This is a genomic window from Hominibacterium faecale, from assembly GCF_020734085.1.
In the GTDB taxonomy this organism is placed as follows: domain Bacteria; phylum Bacillota; class Clostridia; order Peptostreptococcales; family Anaerovoracaceae; genus Hominibacterium; species Hominibacterium faecale.
Genome location: NZ_JAJAGH010000006.1, coordinates 357,957 through 377,138 on the forward strand (window position 1 = coordinate 357,957; position 19,182 = coordinate 377,138).

Consider the following 19,182-nt stretch of genomic DNA (forward strand, 5'->3'; position numbering starts at 1 on the left):
TGGTGTTGTCGTTTTGACCTCCCTTTTGATTTCCATTCTATCCTTTCCACTCTTTAGCAGACATCCTGATTATACCATACACGCACTGCATTTCACTCAAGATCTTTTTATAGAAAACGCCTTCGGCAATAGCCCATATAGAAACGGCACAAAAGCATCTGGACACCGATAACCAGGCTCCCGATCACAAGAACGCCAAAGAGATATCTCTGCGCTGCGCCCGAAAGAAGAAAGAGCGCACTGCCGTACAGCGCCGCTCCAAGCAGGGCGATCACCGCCGGGGTTAAAAACATCAGTTTGATTTCCTTACCCATAAACCAATCAAGGTCTCCGCTGGCTGCCCCTATTTTTTTCAGGCTCTCATATTTTTTCCGGTCCCCTTCTAAATGAATGGCAATCCTGAAATGGAGCATGACCAGCGCGGACAAATACAGCATGAAATCCATCACAGAAAACACAAACAGCATAAAAGAATTGGTCTGATTGTCCTCCGTGATTGTATCGGATTTCGTATACAAGCTGTAATGGTCAGCGTCCTCTTCTGACTCATTGGAAACAGCAAAATAAACCTTTAAAGCATCGCCCAGTCTTTGCGATTCCTTCTGCGATCTGCAGTCCAGCAGCCTGATTGACCCGGCATAGCAGCCGTCAGCCTGGCTTTTTATCCGATCGTAATCCTTTTCATGAAGCAGCATGACGCCATCCGATAAGGCCATTAGATCGCCTGTCAAAACGTCGGTCACTTCTCCAGCGGGAGCATAATAGGCGTGCTCCCCATTGGCAAGATCAACGCCAAGCCCCCGTCCTGCAGGCAGCCGGTGGGCCCTTCCGTCCTCTTTGGGGTACTGAAAGACAGTCACTGCCGTTCCTTCTTCAACCTGATAATCCTTATGAAACAGCTGATTGATCTCCTCCGCAGAAAAAATCGAATTGCTCTCAAAGAATAAAAATTCAATCTGCCGATCCTTAATGATTTTGGCATGGTTCTCTTCTGCTAGTTCATGTAAATTCTGTTCAGAAATACGATTCATGCCGTCGATGACAGGGTACGCGATCTGATAAGGGTGCATAATCTCCACGTCACGCTTTGTGATCTGGTCAGCCGCAAAGGGCCAGGCTTGAAAAAAGATGGCCAAACCTAAAAGCACCGCTGTTAACGGAATGATTTTTTTCGTGCTGCCAAAACGATGGGCAAGGTCGGTAAAGAAAAACAGATTCTTATAATAAAACCTGGGCAGCCGTGTTTTTAAAAAGTCCACTGCAGCCATAAAATGAAAGATAATCAGCAGCATACCGATCGTACCAATGGCAAAACAAATGGCCAGATTGTTATTGTGATCCGCATCATACCAGAAAAACAGGTATGCAATCACGGCCGCCTCTAAAACCCATCCCAAAAGAAAAATCAATTTACTGGAGCTCATTCCTTTTCTTGCTCTTATGGATTCCTTCAGCAGTGCCGCAATCGTTTGTCGAAAATCCGCATATGCGCCCCATGCAATGGAGCCTGCATATAGGAGGATGAACCAGCCTGCCGTTACGGCATAACTCGCCGGATTGAAACCCATATGAAGGCCGTCCACATGGAGCACGTGAATGATATAAAAATAAAATCCATATGACAGCAATCCGCCCGCAGCAAGTCCTGCCGCAAGAGATGCCGCCGCGATGAGGGCATTTTCTCCGATCATGCTCCGGTTCAAGGTCCTGGCGTCCAGCCCCAGGGACAAAAAGACAGCGTAGTCTTTCTTCAACTGTCGATTAAAGCATCCGTGGGAATAAGGAATGAAAAAGAGGGACAGCAGCGCCGCGATTGCGCTGGGAGCATAGATATCCGAGGATATGTAGGACGTTACAATTTCCGGGTTCATGAACTCCGAATTCATGAAAATGCCAGCGAAAACTTGAAATCCCGCAATCATGCAGCCGCAGCAGATGAAATACAGCAGATAGCTTTTATAATGATAGCGGAAGATCTTCCAGCGCATTTCTCCATAAGTCATGCTCCCAACCTCCTGAAGGCGGATAGCTCTCCTAAAATCTGCTGATAAAACTCATCATTCTCCGCTTCTTTTTTGATTTCTTTTATCACTTTTCCGTCTTTCAAAAACACCACTCTGCCGCAGAAACTCGCAGCAGACGCATCATGGGTCACCATAAGAATCGTCCGCTTCTGCTCCTGGTTTAGCTGGAGAAAGCAGTCCATGATATTGGCTGCGGCGGCCGAATCCAGGTTTTCCCGCAGCCAGAAGGACCCATAATCGCGACGAACTCCCCGGCTTCCACTTTAAAAGACACGCCCTTCAGCGCCTCAGTCCCTGCGGACCTGGAGCTTTGTCGGTAAACCTTTTTTAGATGTTTTACAGTCAACAAATCCATTTTTTACCCCTCATTTTCCTTCATGACACACAACAATCTTTTCCCCCAGGCAATCCTGCGGATTTCCGGTATGAGCAGCAGACACAAAAGGACCATGAATCCAATGGCCGGCAGGAGCATGACCATCGCCCCAAACCCGATATGCATCAGCGCCAAAAATCCCGCCCCGAGGACAGCGCCGATCAAGATGCCTGAAAGCAAATAGACAGCAATCTGATAAACCATGATCTTCACCACCCGCAGGGGCACGAATCCCAAAACATGAAGCATATTATAATCCGCTTCCCGGCTTTTGATCATGCTGCTTAAAGAATTGATCCAGCCGATCCCGGCAATCACCACCAGACACCAGACTGTCATAAAAAACAATCCGCCCCGCTCCCGGCCCAGCTGCTTCTCATAATCAAGACGCTGATTCAAAGTCGACCAGGTCAGCTCCGGGAACTGCTCTTTTAATTCTGACAGTTTCTCTTCCGCAGCCGCCGTATCACCTGAAATATAGAGCGTGTCCAGAAAATCAGGGCCTGGCGGAACCAGATTCGGGTTATCCTTATCAACCAGGATATCCGCCCAATACCGGTTTTGAGCAGGAAAGATTTCTTGAATCAGCAGCTCTTTTTCATGGCCGCCAGCCTCGACGGTCAGATTATCGCCGGTTTTCAAATTATGCTCTTTGGCAAAATTGGAGCTGACCAGCACTCCGCTGCCGGTTATGTCATGGGAAATCAATCCCTGCTCAAAAAGAGCGTTCAGGTCTCCCCGTTGGTAAAACACTTCCTCCCGTTCCCCTCCATCTTTTATCGTGATCTCATTTGCCATGAACATCACCGCAGTTTCAAACTGGGAGCAGCTTTTTAGTTCCTGCTCGATACGATCGACGGACTGCTCGTTAAGCCCAGAACTGTCTTCCGTTTCCATAGCCACCAGATCGGAGATGTATACCCGTTTCAAATATTCGCTTCCATTATCGGACAGCATCTGAAACATGGAAGATCCGAAAATGATCATCACGGTCAATATGGCAATTGTAGCAATAATTAAGCGAGTTTCTCTGATTTTGGGCGCCAGCAGCTGCATGGAAAAGGTAAAGTCATTGTCAAACCGAAAGGAATGCGCTTTCCTGCGGCCAGACTCGTTCTGCCCGATCTTTTGGCCGCGGATCACATCCACGGGCAGCATCTTCCCCTGCTTTACAACCAGGGATAACAGAACGGCTCTGATCAGCAGACAAATGAATATGCCTGCGGCTAAAGACCAGATAACATGAAACCGCAGCGCCCCATAATCAGAAAGGCGTGCCAGGCTGGTTAGACGAGGCAGTCCCCATTGATAAAAGCACCAGCATCCCGGCAGACTGATGGCAAAGCTGATAATCAGCAGAATATGGATCTGCCTCTCCAAAATACCCCGCACTTGCTGCTGCCCGCCGCCTAAGACCCGGAGCACTGCCATATCAGTATGATACTTTCTCAAATAGCTTCCAAAGACAGCCGCTGTAAACAGACTGCTGACACATAGCACCATCGCCGCCAGTATGGCGACAATCAGAATCAGCGATTGGGCTTCCTTTGTTCCCACCCCTTCCATCATCAGCGAATTGACAGCGAAATTGACCATAAGCATGATGGAAAAAAGAGCAAAAGTCAGGCTGAATAGGCAGGAAAGGGTCAAACTCTTGGAACGGATCAAAAGTGTTTCCGCTAAATGCTTTAACTCACGCAAATCACTCAACTCCTTTTTCGTCATCTACAGAAAGACTGCGAATCATTGTCAAAATCTCCGAAAGGTTATCCCGTCCAGGTTGATTCACATGCTCACCCCGGAGCTGGCCGTTATGGAGAAAAACGACTTGATCCGCCCTGGCAGCGACCAGCGGGTCGTGGGTGACCAGAATCATGCTCGCCTCGCTGTCCTTACAGACCCTGCACAGAAGATCCAGAACATCCTTTGCAGTCTGATAGTCCAGCGCTCCTGTCGGTTCATCCGCCAGTATAATCTTGGGATTGGTGATGATAGCCCGTCCAATGGCGGCTCGCTGCTGCTGCCCGCCGGAAAGCTGGGCCGGTTTATTCAAAAGCTTTCCCGTAAGGCCCAGCTGCTGTGCCGTTTTGCTTACTCTGAGCCTGATCGTTTGCGGATCCGCTTTCTCGACCAAGAGGGGAATGGATAAGTTTTCTTTCACAGTCAAATCCTGCATCAAATGAAATTGCTGGAAAACAAATCCAATATATCGCTTTCGATAGAGGGTGACTTCTGGCTCTTTGTAAGTAATCGGCGTCTTTTCCCCCCTGAAGAAAAACCTGCCCGCTGTCGGGAGCCTCAAGCCCTCCCAGAATATGGAGCAGAGTGCTCTTGCCCGAACCGCTGCTACCCATGACCGCCAGAATGGTCCCTTCTTTCAGATTGAGCGAAACATCCTTAAGCGCCTCCGTAGTAACGCCGCCCGCCTGGTATCGCTTGCTGATGTTTACTGTCCGCAAAATAGTTTCCATCTCGCTTCACCTTCCTCATATACACACAAAAACGGCAGACGCAAACAGGCCGTAAGAGGCCCGCTGACAGCTGCCGTATAATCGCTTAACGTTATCATAAACCATAATGCTTTCCCTTTTTATTGCTTACACAAATACACGCCCCTATTTTATCACAAAAATTCCAATTCGTCATTTGCTGTTTTGGACAGATTGGTAGTTTTCCATCCCTTTACAACCGGGAAAAAATATGTTATCATTGCTCATGTTGAACCGATTTTTACGAGTATTTTGAACAGAAAGGTGGAATTCCAAGTGAAAAGAATCAAGACATTAGTTTCTCGCGATCTTGCAAAGTCTGCTAAGACCGGAGGATGCGGCGAATGCCAGACTTCCTGCCAGTCAGCGAGCAAGACATCCTGCAGCGTTGCTAACCAGCAGTGCGAACAGTGCAAGAACTAGTACATAGCCATTCGGCCCTGCCGAATCTGTAGAACGTTGCGATATTGCTGCATTTCCTTTCGAGGCGGATGCAGCTATTTTCTTGTTACGAAAGGACAAATTTATGATCCATCCATATAAAATGAACGGCTACAACATCGTGCTGGACGCAAACAGCGGCTGCATTCACACGGTGGATGATGTGGCCTACGATATCATCCAGCTCTACGGCAAAACGCCCATCCAGGAGCTCACATCCATCATCACCCGGCGCCACGGCATCACGGAAAACGAGGTGCAGGAAGTTATCGATGATTTGGAAACCTTAAAAAAAGAAAACAAGCTCTATACAGAAGACCTGTTTGCAGGAGAAGCCGATTTATTCAAGAAACGCCAATCCGTGGTCAAGGCTCTCTGCCTCCATGTGGCCCATGGCTGCAATATGACCTGCGGCTACTGCTTTGCTGGAAAGGGCGAATACCATGGAGAAAAGGCGCTGATGAGCTATGAGGTGGGAAAACGGGCTCTGGACTGGCTGATCGAACATTCCGGTTCCCGCCGCAATCTGGAAGTAGACTTTTTCGGCGGCGAGCCTTTGCTCAATTTTGATGTGGTAAAACAGCTGGTGGCTTACGGCCGCTCCCGTGAAAAAGAATGTGAAAAGACCTTCCGCTTTACCCTTACCACCAATGGGATCCTGCTGGACGATGACGTCATCGATTTCGCGGCCAAAGAAATGAGCAACGTGGTCATCAGCCTGGACGGCAGGAAGGATGTCAACGACAACATGCGCCGTACTCTGGACGAAGGCGGCACTTATGAAGCCATTCTGCCCGCTTTCAAAAAGCTGGCGGAAAGCCGGAATCAAAAGGACTATTATGTGCGCGGCACCTATACCCATTACAACACGGATTTTGCCAGCGACGTACTGCATATGGCGGATTTGGGTTTTAAGGAGCTATCCATCGAGCCGGTGGTGGCGCCGCCGGATGCGCCTTATGCGCTGACCCAGTCCGACCTGCCGAAGCTGCTCAGCGAATATGAACGGCTGGCCTGCGAAATGCTGGAGCGCAAGCGGGAAGGCAAAGGACGGGATTTTAACTTTTATCACTATATGATCGACCTGACCGGCGGCCCATGCATCGTAAAACGAATCTCAGGCTGCGGCGTAGGAACCGAATACATGGCGGTAACCCCTTCCGGCGACTTCTATCCATGTCATCAATTTGTCGGCGACGAGAAGTTTCTGTTGGGGAACATTTACGATGGGATCACGAATCATACCGTTTGTGATGAATTCCAGGGCTGCAATGTTTATTCCCATGAAGAATGCAGCGATTGCTTCGCCAAGTTATATTGCAGCGGAGGCTGTGCGGCCAATGCCTATCATACAACGGGAAAAATCACCGGCATCTATGAAATGGGCTGCCAGCTCCATAAAAAGCGCATCGAATGCGCCATTATGCTGAAGGTCGCTGAGATGTGCGAAGAACTTTAGACTAAGCCGGAGCCGAAGGAAATCAGTTTTTTCCAGTTGACCCGGCTGCCTGGCGATGCTATGATAAAGAAAAGTAATGCAAATGAAAGGTGGTGTCTTTGTGGCTATTGTTCTGTAAGGAACACGAATTGCAGACGATTTTAGGGAAGCGGTCTTTTGATCCGTTTAGTTGTCGTGCAGAGTTTCGGACAGAGCTATGACCATATTCACACCTTGAAAATTAAGGTTTTGAATGATTTGGACATAGTCTTGAGCTATGTCTTTTTCTTTTTCCGAAATCCGTGTTCCGCCTTTTCACTCCCGCAGTTATTTTATAAATGAAGAAAAGGAGAAACGAACATGCTTCTAATTCGAAAAGAAGAACCAAAAGATTACCTGAATGTATATAAGCTCATTAAAAAAGCCTTTAAAACCGCCTCACATAGCAGCGGCGACGAGCAAAACCTGGTGGAACGGCTGCGCCGAAGTGAGGCTTTCATTCCCCAGCTTTCTCTGGTAGCAGAAGAAAACAAGCAGATCGTAGGCCATATCCTCTTTACAAAAGCGGGCCTCAGCGACATACCAGCCCTAGTCCTTGCCCCTCTATCGGTCCTGCCGGGCTGTCAGCGCCAGGGGATCGGCACGGCTCTTATTGAAGAAGGTCACCGGATTGCCAGAGAGATGGGGTATCAAATCTGCCTTTTAGTCGGCCATGAAACCTATTACCCCAAATTTGGCTACAGGCCGGCGGCCCAATGGGGAATTCATTCTCCCATTGCGGTTCCGCCGGAAAATTTTATGGCAGTACCTCTGGACGAAACACAAAAACAGGTCCCCGCTTTCATCAACGCTGTGGTCCAGTACGCGCCGGAGTTCTTCCCCCAGACACAGGAAGATACTCACAAACCGGAAAACCCGCTGGCCGAATATGGAGCTGCTCCGCGCTTCCTGGATCAAGCGGCTCTCTACCCGGAATTAACTCTGGCCCGCGTCATTTCCCAGTATCGAGAGCTGTACGGGCTCATAGGTCCCTGTGGTGAAATGCTGGCTCAAACCTCCGGGAAATTTCGATATGATAGAAGCTGTACCGCAGACTTTCCCGCTGTAGGAGATTTTGTCATGGTTGACCGCAGGGACGATCATCAGGGTTATGGAATCATTCATCACATCCTGAGCCGAAAAAGCGTCCTTACCCGCAGCGCCGCCGGCAGCAGCGGACAGAGCCAGATCATCGCCGCCAACATTGATACGGTATTCATCTGCATGTCCCTCAATCAAGACTATAACCTCAATCGTCTGGAACGATATTTATCCATTGCATCCGGCAGCGGGGCTTCATCGGTCATTCTCCTGACAAAAGCCGACCTGTGCGCGGATCAGAAAACCATCCTCAGAGAAGTAAAGGCGGCTGCCTTTGATGCTGACATTCTGGCCGTTTCCAGTCAGAATCCGGATTCCTGGCAGCAGCTAAGCGCCTATCTGCGCCCGGGCATTACCACGGCCTTTATCGGTTCATCCGGTGTGGGTAAATCTACCTTAATCAACAGATTGGCCGGACAAGAACTTCTGACAACCTCAGAAATCCGTTCCGGCGACGGCAAAGGCCGCCACACCAGTACTCGCAGAGAGCTGCTGTTATTGCCCCAGGGCGGTATGGTTATCGATACCCCGGGCATGCGTGAACTGGGAATTGATACGGCCAGCCTCTCCCTGCCCTTTGCTGATATTGAAGCTCTGAGCAGGCATTGCCGTTTCCGGGACTGTTCCCATACCAGGGAGCCGGGCTGTGCGGTCCGGCAGGCCCTGGCAGAAGGCAGTCTGGACAGACGTCACTTTGAAAATTATTGCAAGCTGAAACGGGAATCCGCTTATGACGGACTTTCCAGCAAAGAGATTGAAACCAAAAAGCTCAATATAATGTTCGAAGAAGTCGGCGGCATGAAAAAGGCGCGCGATTTTGCCAAAAAGAAACGAAGATAAGTTTCTTATCGATATGCCCGGATCACTTCCAAAAACGCCTCGCCGTACTTCTTATACTTGGACTCGCCCACACCTGAGACTTGGAGCATCTGCTCCTTGTTCTCTGGCATTACGGCGCACATCTCCTTCAGCGATTTATCGGTGAATACCACATATGGCGGTACGCTCTGGGTTCTGGCGAATTTCATGCGCAGCTCCCGCAGGGCTTGAAACAGCTCTGGATTTTTCACATCATAATCGATTTTCTTGGACTTGGCCTGCTTCTGCGCAGGTTCTCTGTCCTTGGCCACTTTCATCGTGACCGTTTCTTCCCGGGCCAAAATGGATCCGGCTTTCGGACCCAGGCGCAAAACGCTGTAGCGGTCGTCCGTCTGCACCAAATAATCGTTCAGCAGCAGGTGATCCGCCACTTGCCGCAGATAATGGACGGATTTATCCGATTCCAAGCCGTAGTAATCGTTTTCATCCAGAAAATAGCGGCGGATCTTCTCTGTGTTATTTCCATGAACCGCATCGATAATCACATTGAGGCCATACCTTTGGCCGCAGCTATCCACACATCCAATCAAACGCCTTGCGGTCCTGGTCACATCCTGCTCTTCGAACTGAGTCAGACAGTTTCCGCAATTGCCGCAGTAGCCGGGGGCCTTTTCTCCGAAATAGCTGAGAATGTAGCCTCGGAGACAATCGTTGGTATGACAATAAAAGGTCATCTTTTTCAAACGCATCCGATCCCTTTCCCGGATCAGCGCCCTTTCCTCCTCATCGATCTCCTCATTTTCATTGTCCTTTTCGATAAAAAACTGATTGGTTATGACATCCTTTCCCCCGTAAAGAAGGATGCAGTCTGCCCTTTCACCGTCACGGCCTGCCCGGCCCGCTTCCTGATAGTAACTTTCAATGTTTTTCGGCATATTATAATGAATGACGAAATTGACATTGGACTTATCGATGCCCATGCCGAAAGCATTGGTGGCAACCATGATCGGCTTTACATCATAAATAAAATCATCCTGGTTCTGACGCCGTTCCTCATCGCTCAGGCCCGCATGGTAACGTGTAACCGCCGCGCCTTCGGCCGCAAGGCGCTGGCAAACCTCTTCCACCAATTTACGGGTCAGGCAGTAGATAATGCCGCTTTTCCCAGGATGGGTATCCAGATAGTTTTTAAGAACACTGTACTTATTGCCAGGTTTTTGCACAGAGAAAAAGAGATTTTTCCGATCAAAACCAGTGGTCAGCACAGTCGGCTCCTCCAGCCTTAGAATCCGAACCACATCTTCCCGCACTTGCTTAGTTGCAGTCGCGGTAAAAGCGCTGATAATGGGCCGCTGAGAAAGGTGCTCCACAAATTCCAGGATCTTCAGATAACTGGGGCGGAAATCCTGGCCCCATTGTGAAACGCAGTGGGCCTCATCCACCGTTACCATGGCGATTTTCACCGATTGGGCAAAATCCAAAAATTCCCGGTTCATCAGCCGCTCCGGCGCAACATAAACGATTTTATAGGTACCCTGCTTCGCCAGAGCCAGCGCTTTGCGGTATTGGCCCGGTGTCAGAGAGCTGTTGAAATAGGCGCCCCTGATGCCTGCTTCTTTCAAAGCCGCCACTTGATCCTTCATCAGCGAGATCAACGGAGTTATGACCAGAGTAATCCCCTCCATCATAATTCCCGGCAGCTGATAGCAAATCGATTTGCCCGCTCCGGTGGGCATGATGCCAAAGGTGTCCTTTCCATCCAGAATGCTGCTGATCAAGGTCTCCTGCCCCTCGCGGAAGGAGTCGTAGCCAAAATATTTTTTCAACAAAATCACTGCTTCGTTTTTTATGTCCATATAGTCCCCTTGTCAATTTCCATTTTATTCCATGATACACGAATATTTCTTGCTTCGCAAGAAAAAAATAATGCAAACTTAATTGAAATTCGCAAAAAATAGGTTTATAGTTAAATTAGTTAGAAAAGAAAGCTGGTGTTGCACATTGAAATTCGATTTACATTGCCACACAAAAGAAGGCTCCATCGATTCCAAGGTTACGTTGGAGCGCTATGTCGAATTGCTGAAAGAACAGGATTTCGACGGATTTATGATTACAGACCACAATTCCTACAAAGGCTGCAGAGCCTGGGACAGAATAAAGCATCGGCCGGAATTCGCAGATTTCGTGGTTCTCCGGGGCGTTGAATACGACACCAAGGATGCCGGGCATGTGCTGGTTATCATGCCCGATAACCTCTATTTGCCAATTTTAAATATCCGCGGTATGACACTGCGGCGGCTCTTAAAAATCGTCCATCGCTTCGGCGGAATATTGGGCCCCGCCCACCCCTTTGGAGTCAGAAGCTCCAGCGCTATGTATTTTAAAAACATGAAGATGGATCTCTTCGAGCGCTTTGACTTCGTTGAAACCTTTAATACATGTGAATCTCCCAGGTCCAACGAACTGGCCCTCCAACTGGCGGAAAAATATGATCTGCCCACTTTCGGAGGTTCGGATGCCCATGAGGAACGCTATGTAGGAATGGCTGAGACCGTGACCCATGATGAAATCACGTGCAACAACGATCTGATCCATGCAGTGAAAGCAGCCCATCCCTTTTATGCCGGCGGCATTATTCGCGAGTATACGGCCAAAGCCAAATACAAGGACCATTGGACCGGAGTCTGGGGTTACAAAATCTATAACCGCGGCCTTTCCAAGCTGATTTCGCCCTATCGGAAATACCATCATATGAAACTGCCGTTCCGTTCGTAATCAAAGCCAACATTTCGCCTGCGCCTGTCCATTCCCGGATTTGTTCCGGCAGAGACAGCCCGGCGGAAGGTTGGTTTTTTTAAAGACTTTTGAGCAATGTTTTAACAATGCTTTTTGAATTAATCATGAAGGCCTCATAGGGCTGCTCCTGCTCTTTGATGGGGTCCCAATATTTGGCTGCGTAAAGCTCAAAGATTTCCGTCTCTGTTAGCCCTTCCCCAACCAGACCGCGCAAATAGGTCCGCTTGTTTTCCACTTCCTTTTCAAAAAAGTCCCAATAGGTTTCGTTAAAATCTTCCGGCAGCAGACCAAAATGAGGCAGAACGAGGAATCTGGCTCCATAAGCTTTGCACTTTTCATAGGATTCCATCGCATCCTCATAGCTTTTCAGAATCGGTGTATGTACATAATCGATCTTTTCCAATATTCCGGTGCTTTCACTGGCAAACATCATGCTCAGGGGCTCCAGCACAAAGGTCAGGGAGCAGTCCGTATGCCCTTTGGTTTCCATCACGATCAAGGTCTCATCGCCCAAAGAAATCTCATCGCCCTCCCCGATCACCACATCGACTGTCAGGCCGTCGGTGATGATTTCTTTTGTTGATCCCGGTTTATATTGATCACGGGCCGTCTGCCCCAGATCTTTCATCAGCTGCCTGGCTCCCGGCCGGATCAGGATCGATTGGGCTTTCGCTGCTCCGTATACGACAGCGTCAGGGTAAGCCTGTTTCACATAGGGCAGAGCGCCGATATGGTCGTAGTGGCTGTGGCTCAGCAAAATCAAATCCAGCGGCCGGCCATCCAGAGTCTGCCGCAGATTTTCCACCAGAGCATCGCCGCAATAAGCCATGCCGCAGTCCAGCAGCACTGTTTTTTCACTGCCGCAAATCAAGATCGCTTCTCCGCCATGCCCCGCTGTCACGCGGTGGATTCCATCGGGAAATCCAAATCGGTCATGACCATTTCCAAAGACATCTCCAAATTCTGCTTCTTGTTTTTTCATCAATTTATCATCCTCACAAATTTATTCTCATCATTGCTGGATCTCTGCGTTTTTATTCTCCCGATATTCCCCCAGTGTAAAAACAATCAGACCGACCCAGATCACGGCAAAGGCCAAAAACTGGATCAAATCAAAGGGTTCTTTGAGCAGAAAAATACCGATCACAAGCGAAATGGACGGAGAAATATACTCTAAAATTCCCAAGGTCACAAGGGGAATCTTATTGGCTGCGGCAGCGAACAACCCCAAGGGAACAGCCGTAACACATCCCACTAAAAGCAGCATGACATATTGATAGGGCTGTCCAACTCCCAGGGCTCCCCGTCCGGTCACTTCCAAATATATGACAACGGCCAGAGCTGCCGGCGATAAAAACATGGTTTCATAAAGCAGCGACAGCAGCGCAGGTACTTCCACGCTCTTTTTAATGGCCGCGTAAACCGCGAAGGTTGTTGCCAGTCCCAGCGCAATGAAGGGAACTTCCATAAAATGAAGAAGTACAATCACCACTCCGGTGCAGGCCAGAAGAAAGGCGGCCAGCTTGTGTTTAGTCAGCTTTTCCTTGAAAAAAAGGATGCCGAATACGCAAACCATCAGCGGTTCTATGTAATATCCGATGCAGGTCTGGATCACGTGGTCCGCGTTTACGGCCCAGATATACAGGCTCCAGTTGGCTGTGATCAAAACGCCGGCAATGAAATATTTCAGCTTTGCACCCTTGACTCTCAGCGGCTTTTTGATCGCTTCCATGCCGAACAGTTTTAAGGCAGCAAAAAAACAGACCACCCCTACCAGAAAAATCCGGTAGAATATGATCACAGACGATTCGATGGGCCGCAGCGCCTGCCAGTAAACAGGCAAAACGCCCCATAAAACGGAGCAGGACAAGGCACATACAAGTCCGGTCCGGTATTTCTTTTTTTCCTGATCCATAGGTCTGATCTCCCTGCAGTTTTTAAGAGGCTGGTTCAACAATCGAGGAAAACAACTCATTTGTTGAGCTAAAACACAGGCTTGTAGGCTGCCAAAATGGAAATACCCTTGTATATCAAAGCCTTTGTCAGGTATTGCAGCCTGTAGGCGTTGGAAAAGTCTCAACAACAAGCAAAAATAATACATTTTTGACCACGTCGAGTATCTTTCACTTATTCTGTACCTCTCGACGAAGCCGCACCAATCTGATCAAAATAGTATACCATTTTGAAAAAACAAAAGCAAGCGCAAGGCTTGCTTTTGCATCTTTTCGATCTCTGTTAAGATCAGTTGATATCCGTTCTGCTGAGAATTGCCGCAGGCCGCTTTCTCATGGTTCGGAATACCGGCAGCAATCCGAAAATGAGATTAAATCCGTACAGAAGAATCAAACACAGTCCCAAAACGGCCGGCGTCACCTGAAACAGGTTGGCAAATATGGCAAAACCGGTGAGCTTTTTCAATATATACGCCATAAACAGGAATCCAGGTACACTGGCCATGGTGGTGATTGCCAATATTTCTCCCAAAAACATCTTGTAAATATCGCCTTTTTTCACACCGATTGCCCGATATACGCCTACCTCTTTGACCCTGGAAAGGAAGGACGCACGGATAATGAGGAATATTTCAATAAAGGAAATCGCCAGCACCACGCCCGCCATAATCAGCGCAGAACGAACGGACGACCAGTTTTCTTTCTCATAGGCCTTCTTGCTGTCCGCGTAGATATCTTTCACATTGACCTGTTCTTCCTGGAGAGCGGTCATGGCCTCTTTTTTATCCTTGGGGCAAACCGTAATATTGGATTTCGTTTTAATCAAGTTGTACTTGATGGTATTGTTATTGACGAGCAGAAGGTCGCTGTTTTCTTTGTCCTTATAATAGCCTACCACTTTCAGCTTCTGGTCGTTGACTTTCTGCGCGATTTCTTTGTTAAGGGGCATTTCTTCTTTATTGTTTTCGTTTACGACCACCTCATAGTCCTTCGTCGGCCAGCTGCCTTTTTTCAGCTCCACTGATTTATTCTTCAGCTTGTAATCCAGCAGGCTGGTGTCGCCGCCCTCTTCTGTATCTGCCATCCCCATATCGCCGCCTTCCATGCCTTCTTCTGATTCTGCATTGGCCAGCAGATTGACAAAAATCGCCTGATCCGCATAAACGCACGGACTCTTAAGATCGATGATGCCAACGATGGTCATGTCGGCCATCTGAGGAACGGTCACCTTCTGATTCAAAAAATCCTTTGCTTTGCCGAAACCGGCCATTTGGGTCTGTTGCTCATCGATTACGGTCTTGAGGATCATTTTATCCACTGCAATTTCTTTTTTGTTTTCTGGCAAACGTCCGTAAGCCAGATTTTTCTCTGTCAGCTTCCCGGAATCGGAAAGAGAACCGCTTATGAAAGCTGAGTTGTCCTGAAGCTGGAAGTATTGATCGTAGGGCATGGTGAGGGATATTTTGGAATCCCCGGGCATGATATATTGGAATCGATCATCCTTTTCGTAGCTTCGATAACTTTTCACACTGACGTTCTTACCCACAATCGTCAGGTAAGATTTATCGGCAGTAACGAATTCATCATCAGTGACGTGGAGCACGCCGAAAATATGGCTGACCCCATAGGTAATGAACATGGCTGCGATTAAAAAGCCCAAAAGCAGAATTTTTTTCAATACCGGGTAGTTGAATACCGTTTGAAAACCGCGTTTAATCATGGTGAATGGATTGAGTATGGACGTGTATCTGCGTCTTCCCCTGGGCGCCAGTTTCTCCAGATCGAAGTTGTTTTCCAGGGACTCTTCCTTGGTCATTTCCTTATAATGTTCATCTACCAGTTCAATGCTGGAATTATCGTCGATAACCTCCAGCCGGTCCTTTCCTTCTTCGGTACGAATATAGATATTTCCGTTTCTCACCACAATATCCAGTTTGACCGGATTTTTGCTGTCATTATAAAAATCAATCTTGTACAAATCGGTGTTCAGCCGCTTGTGATCGGGGATATCTTTGAGATAGATTTTATGCTCCAGCCGGTAATCCAAATTGTTGGCGTGCTGGTTTTCTTCATCGGATACCACTTCACCGTCGCGGATACGAATGATCCTCGAAGCGTAGAAATCCGCCAGCTTTTCCTCGTGGGTCACCAGAATAACCAGTCGGTCCTGGGAAATGGAGCGGATGATGTTCATAACCTCGATGGTGTTCTTGCTGTCCAGATTACCGGTAGGCTCGTCAGCAATGATGATCGCCGGATTTTTGACGATCGCTCTGGCAATGCCCACTCTCTGTCGTTCACCGCCGGAGAGCATATCCGCGTAACGGTTACGGTACCGGTACATATCCACCTTTTCCAGAACATAGTTTACTTTTTCTTCAATCTCCTTTTTATCCTTAACGCCCACCATCTTCAGGGCGATAGCTACATTATCGAAAACCGTCATGTTGTCCACCAGGTTGTAATTCTGGAAGATATAGCCCACATTGAGGTTTCGGATCTGATCCACCTTCCCCGACCGTCTGCGGGTGATTCTTTGACCGTTGATAAAGATCCGTCCGCCGTTTACCTTATCAAGGCCGCCAATGGCGTTGAGCAGCGTGGTTTTTCCGCAGCCGCTGGGACCCAGCAGCGCCACAAGACCCGTCTGCTCCATTTCCAGAGATGTGTTATTGATAACGTGGATTTCATTCTTTTTCCGTTTATTAAAATATTTATTTACCTGTTCCAGTTTTATCATGACTACGCCTCCTCTCTAAATGAACCCATTGCCGTCTTTTTGAATAAGCTTCGGGCAAATTTGCCGGAAATCAAGTAGGACATGACAAAGAGGACCGCGTAAAGGATCACGTAGTCAGTGACTTTCAAATATTCGATCAGGGTTTTCAGATATTCAACTTGAATAACGTTGTAATTGACCAAAAGCACGACGATCAAAAACAGGACGAAGGCAATGTTGACGATAGCAAAAAGTTCGATATCCAGAATTCTGCGGATATTCTTTTTCGCCAGTCCCAGCATTCTGAGGATGCTGAAATAGGACACCCGGGACCGAAGAATCAGGCGGATGACAAAATAGGAAATAAAGAATACCGCCACCAGTAAAATGACCGCGATCGGCACCTGAACGATCGACGTTAGATCTTCCGACATATTGTATATGGTATCTTTAATAGCCAGCGTCTCGTAACCCATCTTTTTTAGAGCGGAAACCGTGCTGTCAATTTCTTTTGTATCCTTGACGTAGACCGTACTCTGATAATTCCCACCCTGGAAAAGCTTATTATAATCGGTTTTATTGATGTAGATGGCGCCGTCATTGTCTTCAAAATCCTTGAGATCAGTCTTGGCCGTGAAGTTCTTTTTATTGTAAGTATCCTTTATCTTTAATTTAATTGATTTGTTGTAAAAAATATTTCTAGCGGCAATGGTGATTTCCTGATCCACCGCTTTGCCCTTTTCATAGAATCCGTTGAATTCTTCCGAGACAAGGCACGTACCCTTTTCCACCTTGCTGCTGGCCATTGGCCGGTAAAGCATGCCTCCGCCCTCATATTGGAGGGCATTGCCGCCCGCCGTTGTCGTGACCTTGCTTCTGTAACCGTAAGTTTCTCGTAATAGCTTTTCAATACGGCTGTCCTGCATATAAATATTGCCGCTGTAAAAGAACATATTATCGGCAGGTTCTTCATAAGAAACCCCGACCACTTTTACTTTCATGGTGGTTTCTGTCGGCGTTGCGACGGTAAAAGTATGGTCGAGTATTTCCGCTACATTGTCTGCTTGCAAATAATAATCCTCTGAGGAACCTGCTATGATGACCTCGTTTTCTTTTTCCGGCATTCTGCCTTCTGCAATCTTTCCTTTGAAATCGTTCATGGATCTGGGGAACGCATCGTAATAAAAGTCGCCGCTTTCAATGTAAATGGTATTGTCCAGCAGGATATCTTCATGGATTACGGATTTTACGTTGGCCGTTGTCTGCAGCTGCTGATAATCAGCGTCTGTGAATGGCTTTCCGTCCGCCTTTTTGAGAATGATTCGATCCTGGCTGTAGTTTTGGAAAAAGTCGTTGTAGCCCATCTTTGCCGCTTCGTCATCGCTCTGTTTAAAGGTCGTGTATTCAGAGGTGACCGCAAGCACAACAAAAAGAAATACAACTAACAGAAGTAAAAACTTGGGAATAATGTTAAAGGTATTGCGCAGTCCCAGCCTTACCTTGCTCCCTGCGGAAAGATTTCCTACCGCCGGTTCCGCCTGCTGGCTCTGGGGCTGGGCGCTGTGGCGCGGTGTGATTTGTTCGTCTTCCACCACCTTTCCGTCATGCATCTTGATCTTTCGGGTTGCGTATGACGCGAACTGATCGTAGTTGTGGGTAACGACGATGACCAGTTTGTCCTTTGAGATTTCGCTAAGAAGCTGGACAATCCCTTCCGCTGATTTGCTGTCCAGGTTTCCCGTGGGCTCATCGGCCACCACCACGGAGGTGTCCTTGGCAAGCGCTCTGGCGATGGAAACTCTCTGTTTCTGTCCCCCTGAGAGCTTGGAGACTTTTGTTTTTGTATATTCGGTGAGTCCTACCCGCTCGATAATCGCTGGGACCTTCTCTTTGATCTGGCTCTTTTTATACCCGTTGATCCGCAGAATCAACTCCACGTTCTGATAGACGGTATAGCTGTTGATCAGATTGAAATTCTGGAAGATGTTGCCGATATATTTTTTTCGGTACTCTTCAAAATCAGCGGCCAGATAATGACTGGTTTCGCGGCCGTTTATGTAAAGCTCCCCTTCTTCGTAGGAGTCCAGACCGGAAATTACATTGAGCAGAGTCGTCTTGCCGCTTCCCGACTCGCCTGTGATCACAACGAATTCTCCTACTTCAAATTCAAGATTCACCTTGGAAAATCCGCTGGCGATCATGCCTTTGCTGTAGTAAAATTTCGATACGTTTTTTAATCGGATCAAAAAATTCACCAACCTTTCTTTTATTCATACACAGAGCTACACTATTCTATTACTTTACCACAATGCACCAGTCTTGTCACTGGTTCTTTTTTGTTGCCGGTACTAATTTCACGCGAAATATCTCGTTTTCATTATGGTAAACCACTGAGCCGCTATTATGCACAGCTGCCACCTCATTTCAGATTTCTAAAAAGGCAGTAATTCGGTCACGTCCCCATGAGGGGGCGAAGAAGGGGCGGATCTGGCACTGGCGGACGGCGCGACCCGGATTTTCCTCAACACTCAAGGGGCCAACCCTGCGCAAGTGACTCCGGAGGCGATCGCAGAATACTTGCTGAAGAATGCAGCACAAGTGAAACGGATCTATCAATATATGGAAGAACATCGCCAGCTGGACACAAAAGCGATTCACGAAAAATTGCTGGCAAGTGATCACGATTAAATCCGATGATCGGCAGTATCCCAACAAAAAGAGACTGGGCACCTGCGCCCAGTCTCTTTTTTACCTGCCTGACTTAGAACAATCCGCCGAACAGACCGCCTCTGCCGTGTCCGTTGTTATTGTTGCAAAACAGTAAGTACAATACAATCAAAATCCAAATGATATTGCTGCCGTTGTTGTTATCACAGCAGCATTCTTCAAAGCATTTTTCTTTGCAGTCCCGCAAACATTCCCGTTCGCAGCATTCTCTTTCATCCATAAAAAAACCTCCATAATACAAATTGTTTAATTCATACTATG

The 19,182-nt window shown here is 47.9% G+C and carries 14 protein-coding genes and 1 pseudogene; 4 read left to right on the forward strand and 11 right to left on the reverse strand.

The annotated features are described in order from the left end of the window. Positions 1–107: 107 nt before the first annotated feature. From LG211_RS09565 to LG211_RS09585, 5 genes and pseudogenes are all read right to left on the reverse strand, one after another. On the reverse strand, positions 108–2,003 hold the full coding sequence (locus LG211_RS09565; RefSeq protein ID WP_269477385.1) for an FtsX-like permease family protein: 1,896 nt from the start codon (positions 2,001–2,003) through the stop codon (positions 108–110). Further along, positions 2,000–2,206 carry a hypothetical protein gene (locus LG211_RS09570; protein WP_269477386.1) on the reverse strand — a complete coding sequence of 69 codons (207 nt, stop codon included), beginning with the start codon at positions 2,204–2,206 and terminating at the stop codon, positions 2,000–2,002. Before LG211_RS09570 ends, LG211_RS09565 begins: the two co-directional genes overlap by 4 nt. Beyond that, positions 2,185–2,379 carry an ATP-binding cassette domain-containing protein gene (locus tag LG211_RS09575; RefSeq protein ID WP_269477387.1) on the reverse strand — a complete coding sequence of 65 codons (195 nt, stop codon included), beginning with the start codon at positions 2,377–2,379 and terminating at the stop codon, positions 2,185–2,187. The genes LG211_RS09570 and LG211_RS09575 overlap by 22 nt, the downstream gene beginning before the upstream one ends. A 3-nt stretch (positions 2,380–2,382) precedes the next feature. Continuing rightward, positions 2,383–4,101, reverse strand: coding sequence for an ABC transporter permease (locus LG211_RS09580; protein ID WP_253019648.1), 1,719 nt, complete (start codon positions 4,099–4,101; stop codon positions 2,383–2,385). Between the two features lies 1 nt (position 4,102). Beyond that, positions 4,103–4,871 (reverse strand): annotated as a pseudogene (locus LG211_RS09585) (ABC transporter ATP-binding protein). A 294-nt stretch (positions 4,872–5,165) separates the two neighbouring features. Here LG211_RS09585 and scfA point away from each other — a divergent pair. The 3 genes from scfA to rsgA all read left to right on the forward strand — a co-directional run bounded on the left by scfA (position 5,166) and on the right by rsgA (position 8,748). Next, positions 5,166–5,312, forward strand: coding sequence for a six-cysteine ranthipeptide SCIFF (gene scfA, locus LG211_RS09590; protein ID WP_148395035.1), 147 nt, complete (start codon positions 5,166–5,168; stop codon positions 5,310–5,312). Between the two features lie 103 nt (positions 5,313–5,415). Next, on the forward strand, positions 5,416–6,789 hold the full coding sequence (gene scfB / locus LG211_RS09595) for a thioether cross-link-forming SCIFF peptide maturase (protein ID WP_253019646.1): 1,374 nt from the start codon (positions 5,416–5,418) through the stop codon (positions 6,787–6,789). 339 nt (positions 6,790–7,128) lie between these two features. Beyond that, positions 7,129–8,748: a ribosome small subunit-dependent GTPase A gene (rsgA, locus tag LG211_RS09605; protein WP_336246051.1), complete on the forward strand. Its 1,620-nt coding sequence runs from the start codon at positions 7,129–7,131 to the stop codon at positions 8,746–8,748. A gap of 5 nt (positions 8,749–8,753) precedes the next feature. Here the strand turns inward: rsgA and recQ are convergent, their stop codons facing one another. Beyond that, positions 8,754–10,583, reverse strand: coding sequence for a DNA helicase RecQ (recQ, locus tag LG211_RS09610; RefSeq protein WP_148395030.1), 1,830 nt, complete (start codon positions 10,581–10,583; stop codon positions 8,754–8,756). Positions 10,584–10,728: 145 nt separating this feature from the next. On the opposite strand from recQ, the gene LG211_RS09615 reads away from it, so the two are divergent. Next, positions 10,729–11,502 carry a CehA/McbA family metallohydrolase gene (locus LG211_RS09615; RefSeq protein ID WP_253019645.1) on the forward strand — a complete coding sequence of 258 codons (774 nt, stop codon included), beginning with the start codon at positions 10,729–10,731 and terminating at the stop codon, positions 11,500–11,502. 79 nt (positions 11,503–11,581) lie between these two features. On the opposite strand, the gene LG211_RS09620 is transcribed toward LG211_RS09615, so the two are convergent. From LG211_RS09620 to LG211_RS09640, 5 genes are all read right to left on the reverse strand, one after another. Beyond that, positions 11,582–12,505, reverse strand: coding sequence for an MBL fold metallo-hydrolase (locus LG211_RS09620; protein WP_253019644.1), 924 nt, complete (start codon positions 12,503–12,505; stop codon positions 11,582–11,584). A 30-nt stretch (positions 12,506–12,535) separates the two neighbouring features. Then, the gene (gene rarD, locus LG211_RS09625; protein ID WP_269477389.1) at positions 12,536–13,438 is read right to left on the reverse strand and encodes an EamA family transporter RarD; all 903 of its coding nucleotides are present in this window, start codon (positions 13,436–13,438) and stop codon (positions 12,536–12,538) included. 326 nt (positions 13,439–13,764) lie between these two features. Beyond that, the gene (locus LG211_RS09630; RefSeq protein ID WP_253019642.1) at positions 13,765–16,215 is read right to left on the reverse strand and encodes an ABC transporter ATP-binding protein/permease; all 2,451 of its coding nucleotides are present in this window, start codon (positions 16,213–16,215) and stop codon (positions 13,765–13,767) included. A gap of 2 nt (positions 16,216–16,217) precedes the next feature. After that, positions 16,218–18,440: an ABC transporter ATP-binding protein/permease gene (locus LG211_RS09635; protein ID WP_269477390.1), complete on the reverse strand. Its 2,223-nt coding sequence runs from the start codon at positions 18,438–18,440 to the stop codon at positions 16,218–16,220. 515 nt (positions 18,441–18,955) lie between these two features. After that, positions 18,956–19,141, reverse strand: a complete 186-nt coding sequence (locus LG211_RS09640; RefSeq protein ID WP_148395018.1) for a hypothetical protein — start codon at positions 19,139–19,141, stop codon at positions 18,956–18,958. Positions 19,142–19,182: the final 41 nt, after the last annotated feature.